Annotated in this window: 5 protein-coding genes; 2 read left to right on the forward strand and 3 right to left on the reverse strand. The window is 71.3% G+C overall.

What is annotated here, in order from left to right; genetic code table 11:
- From BZL64_RS38240 to BZL64_RS38250, 3 genes are all read right to left on the reverse strand, one after another.
- The coding region (locus BZL64_RS38240; protein ID WP_143663467.1) for an NADH-quinone oxidoreductase subunit C at positions 1–538 on the reverse strand (538 nt) is incomplete at its 3' end.
- Positions 535–1,140, reverse strand: a complete 606-nt coding sequence (locus BZL64_RS38245; protein ID WP_086773513.1) for an NADH-quinone oxidoreductase subunit B — start codon at positions 1,138–1,140, stop codon at positions 535–537. The genes BZL64_RS38240 and BZL64_RS38245, both read right to left, overlap by 4 nt.
- A complete protein-coding gene (locus BZL64_RS38250) occupies positions 1,131–1,526 on the reverse strand; it encodes an NADH-quinone oxidoreductase subunit A (protein WP_086773516.1) in 396 nt (131 codons plus the stop codon). Before BZL64_RS38250 ends, BZL64_RS38245 begins: the two co-directional genes overlap by 10 nt.
- A 212-nt stretch (positions 1,527–1,738) precedes the next feature.
- On the opposite strand from BZL64_RS38250, the gene BZL64_RS38255 reads away from it, so the two are divergent.
- Positions 1,739–2,977: a sensor histidine kinase gene (locus BZL64_RS38255; protein WP_086773514.1), complete on the forward strand. Its 1,239-nt coding sequence runs from the start codon at positions 1,739–1,741 to the stop codon at positions 2,975–2,977.
- Positions 2,978–3,176: 199 nt separating this feature from the next.
- A partial coding sequence (locus tag BZL64_RS38260; protein WP_086773515.1) for a sensor histidine kinase occupies positions 3,177–4,366 on the forward strand: 1,190 nt, incomplete at its 3' end.

Below are 4,366 nucleotides of genomic sequence, written 5' to 3' on the forward strand. Positions count from 1 at the left end.
GGTCGGGGACGCCGGGGGGGAGCATCTGGCGGCGCTTGGGGCCGCCGTGCTCGGACTCGCCGGGTTCCTTCGCGCCGGGCCAGGCCTTGGCCACGCGGGCGGCGAGGACGAAGTCCTTGCGGAGGGGGTGGCCCTCGAAGGTCTCAGGGAGGAGGAGGTGGTCCAGGGCCGGGTGGTTGGCGAAGACGACGCCGAACATCTCGTGGGTCTCGCGTTCGTGCCAGGCGGCGCCCGCGTAGACGTCGACGGCGGAGTCGAGGGTCGGGGCCTCGTGCGGGACCGTCGTGCGCACCAGCAGGCGGCGGACCGGCGTCAGCGCGACGACGTGTGCGGCGACGCGGAAGCCGGTGCCGGGTTCGTCGACCGCGCTGAGCCAGTCGAAGTAGGTGCAGGACAGCCGGTCGCGGGCGGTCAGGAGGGCCGCGGTCCAGGACTGCGGCGGTACGTCGACCGTCAGGACCTCGTAGGACTCCTCGGCGGTGGCCTCGGGGCCGAAGAGTTCCTCGGCGGGGGCGGGCAGCCAGCCGACGGTGGTCATCGGGCGCCCCCCTCCGCGGCCGGCGGGCGTACGAGGCCGCTCTGGAGGGCCGCCGCCGAGGGACGGTCGGTGCCGGTGGCGTAGCGCTCCCCCAGCGACTCGCGCGCGATCTTCTCCTGGAGTTTGAGGATGCCCTGCAGCAGCGCCTCGGGGCGCGGCGGGCAGCCGGGGACGTACACGTCGACCGGGATGATCTGGTCGACGCCCTTGGTGACGGAGTAGGAGTCCCAGTAGGGGCCGCCGCAGTTGCTGCACGCGCCGAAGGAGATGACGTACTTCGGTTCGGGCATCTGTTCGTAGAGGCGTTTGACGGCCGGGGCCATCTTGTCCGTGACCGTGCCGGAGACGACCATCAGGTCGGCCTGGCGCGGGCCCGGCGCGAAGGGGATGACGCCGAGGCGGATGAAGTCGTGGCGGGCCATCGACGCGGCGATGAACTCGATCGCGCAGCAGGCGAGGCCGAAGTTGAAGACCCAGAGCGAGTAGCGGCGGCCCCAGTTCAGGACGACCTTCATCGGCTCGGGGGCGAGGCGGGACAACGCACCCAGCCGCTTCGGCTCGGGAAGCAGCACCGGCTCGGGGGCGGGCGGGTTCACGTCCATGTCAGGACGCCCTTCTTGTAGGCGTACAGCAGGCCCACGGCCAGAAAGCCGAGGAAGATGAACATCTCCACGAGCGTGGCCGCGCCGTAGCCGGGGGCGGCGAAGACCGTCGCCCAGGGGAACAGGAAGATCGAGTCGACGGCGAAGATGACGTAGAGGAAGGCGTAGACGTAGTAGCGGACCTGGGTGTGGGCCCAGCCCTCGCCGACGGGGTCGACGCCGCACTCGTACGTCAGGAGCTTCTCGGTGGTCGGGACCACGGGGCGCAGCAGGCGGCCCGCGCCGAACGCGACGGCGACGAAGAGCACGCCGATGACGGCGAGGAGTCCGACGACCGCGTAGGAGTCGAAGTAGTCCGACGCCACGACGACCGTCGGTTCCCTCAGCGCTGCTTGCGACGACTGCGGCACGGTCCGTCCCTCGCTCCCCGACCCGACCTCGGCCTGTTCGACGATCTGTACGCACGGGAGTCTAGGGCCTGATAAAGGCACGGTAAGCAGGCCGTCACAGCTGGGGCAACGGGGGTGGGGTTTTCCCCCGTGACTCCTGGCGGCGAACTCCATGGCGCGGCGGCGTCTCGCGCGGCACGCTGACCCGTATGACCGTATCCAAACCCGCTCCCACGGCCGTGCGTCCGCGCGCCGTGCCCGTCGAGTCCTCCGCCGGACGGGACACACCGGGGCGTGACGAGCAGTTGCCGCGCGTCCGGTTCGCCTACGACCCGCAGACGTGGAAGGAGATCGCACACCTTCTGACGAACCTGCCGATGTCGGTCGTCGGATTCGTCTACGTCATGACGGTGCTGTTCACCGGCGCCACGCTGACACTCACGGTGGTCGGGCTGCCGGTGCTGGCGCTCGGGCTGCTGGGGGCGCGGCTGATCGGCCGGTTCGAGCGGGGCCGGGCGCGGATGCTGCTCGCGGTGCGGGTCGACGAGCCGAGCCCGTTGCCGTTGCGCCGGGCGGGCAATGTCTTCCAGGGCATGTGGCTGGTGCTGAAGGACCCGGTGGCCTGGCGGACGGTGCTGTACGACTTCATCCGGCTGCCGTGGGGGATCCTCACCTTCGTGGTGACGCTGACGTCGTTGTTCGTGCTGTGGCCGGTGCTGCCGTTCCTGGCCCGTGGGCTGACCAACGCGGACCGGGCGATGGTGCGGGCCCTGCTGTGCCCGTCCGACGAGCTGGAGCGGCGGATCGCCGAGCTGGAGTCCGACCGGGGGGTCGTGGTGGACACCGCGGCGGCCGATCTGCGGCGCATCGAGCGGGATCTGCACGACGGTGCGCAGGCGCGGCTGGTCAATCTGGCGATGGGGCTGGGCCTCGCCAAGGAGAAACTGCTGGAGGACCCGGACGCGGCCTCGTTGATGGTCGATGAGGCGCACGGCGAGGTGAAGCTCGCACTGCAGGAGCTGCGAGATCTGGCGCGCGGGATCCATCCGGCCGTACTGACCGACCGCGGGCTGGACGCGGCGCTGTCCTCGGTGGCCTCGCGGTGCACGGTCCCGGTGCAGGTGACGGCGGATCTGCCGGCGCGTCCGGCGCAGGCCATCGAGGGCATCGCCTACTTCACCGTCTCCGAGCTGCTCCAGAACGTCAGCAAGCACAGTGGGGCGCGGTCGGCGTTCGTGGAGGTGTGGCGGGTGGAGGACCGGCTGCTCATCCAGGTGCGCGACGACGGCCGGGGCGGTGCGCGGCTCGACGGCGGCACGGGGATGCGGGGGCTGGCGGACCGGCTGGGCGCCGTCGACGGGGTGTTCGTCGTGGACTCCCCGGTCGGAGGGCCTACGACCGTGACGGCGGAGTTGCCCTGGCGGGACCGGACGGAGCCGACGGCGTAGGGGATGCGCGGGGGTGGTCCCTCAGGGGTGGTCCTGTAGACCGGATCGCTGAAGTGCCGAGGTATCGCTGTAGTGCCGAGGTAGGGAAAACCCCCCTTCCAAGACTCCGACGGACTCCATGGTCCGCGGGGCCGCCGCCGAGGAGGGTGGAGGTAGGGGACGACACCTGCGGACGCGACAAGCAGAACGGACGACGCCGATGGCCACGCAGTACGGGCAGTACGGGGACTACGGGGACTACGGGGACTACGGGGACCGCTCGCGGCAGGGTGAGGCGCCGGGGGCCGGTGCCGGTGCCGGGGGGCGTCGTCGGCACCGGCTGCCGGCCGTGCTGCGGGCGCCGGTCGAGGCACGTGCCTGGCGAGAATTCGCCTACGTGCTGCTGAGCCTGCCGATCAGCATCGTGCTGTTCACCTTCGCCGTCACGATGCTGTCGGTGGGGGCGGGCCTGCTGGTGACGTTCCTCGGCGTCCCGGTGCTGGCGGCGGGGCTGGCGGCGTGCCGCGGCCTCGGGTCGGTGGAGCGGGCGCGGGCGCGGGGGCTGCTCGGGCTGGACGTGGCCGCGCCGGAGCCGTTGCGGCCACGAGGCAAGGGGGCGATGTCGTGGATGGGCGCGGTGCTCAAGAGCGGCACGTCCTGGCGGCACGTCCTGTACGCGGTGCTGCACATGCCGTGGGCGGTGTTCTCCTTCACCGTCGCGATCACCTTCTGGGTGTACGGCTGGGCGACGCTGACGTACCCGCTGTGGTTCTGGCTCTTCCCGCTGTACGGCGGGCAGGACGGGCTCCAGCTGTACGGCGACGACGGGCACCGGGTGTACCTGGACAACCCGTTCGAGATCACCGTGACGGCCTTGCTGGGGCTGTTGATCACGCTGGCCACGCCGTGGATCGTACGGGCGCTGACGACGGTGGACCGGGTGATGGTGCACGGGCTGCTGGGGCCGTCGCGGCTGGCGTCGCGCGTGGTGGAGCTGGAGTCCGACCGAGGGGTCGTGGTCGATACGGCGGCCGCCGACCTGCGGCGTATCGAGCGGGATCTGCACGACGGGGCGCAGGCGCGGCTGGTCGCGTTGGCGATGGATCTCGGGCTGGCGAAGGAGAAGCTGCGGGAGGATCCGCGGGAGGCGGCGCGGATGGTGGACGAGGCGCACGGTGAGGTGAAGACGGCGTTGCAGGAGCTGCGGGATCTGGCTCGGGGGATTCATCCGGCCGTGCTGACCGACCGGGGGCTGGACGCCGCCCTGTCGTCGGTGGCCTCGCGGTGCACCGTGCCCGTACAGGTGGAGGTGGACCTGGTGGAGCGGCCGGCGGCGGCGATCGAGGGGATCGCGTACTTCACGGTGTCGGAGTTGCTGCAGAACGTGAGCAAGCACAGTGGGGCGCGGTC

The organism is Streptomyces bobili (assembly GCF_002154575.1).
In the GTDB taxonomy this organism is placed as follows: Bacteria; Actinomycetota; Actinomycetes; order Streptomycetales; family Streptomycetaceae; genus Streptomyces; species Streptomyces bobili.

Coding starts and splice junctions, on each gene's coding strand:
- BZL64_RS38255 (WP_086773514.1), top strand. CDS start 1,739: ATGACCGTATCCAAACCCGCTCCCACGGCCGTGCGTCCGCGCGCCGTG.
- BZL64_RS38245 (WP_086773513.1), bottom strand. CDS start 1,140: ATGGACGTGAACCCGCCCGCCCCCGAGCCGGTGCTGCTTCCCGAGCCG.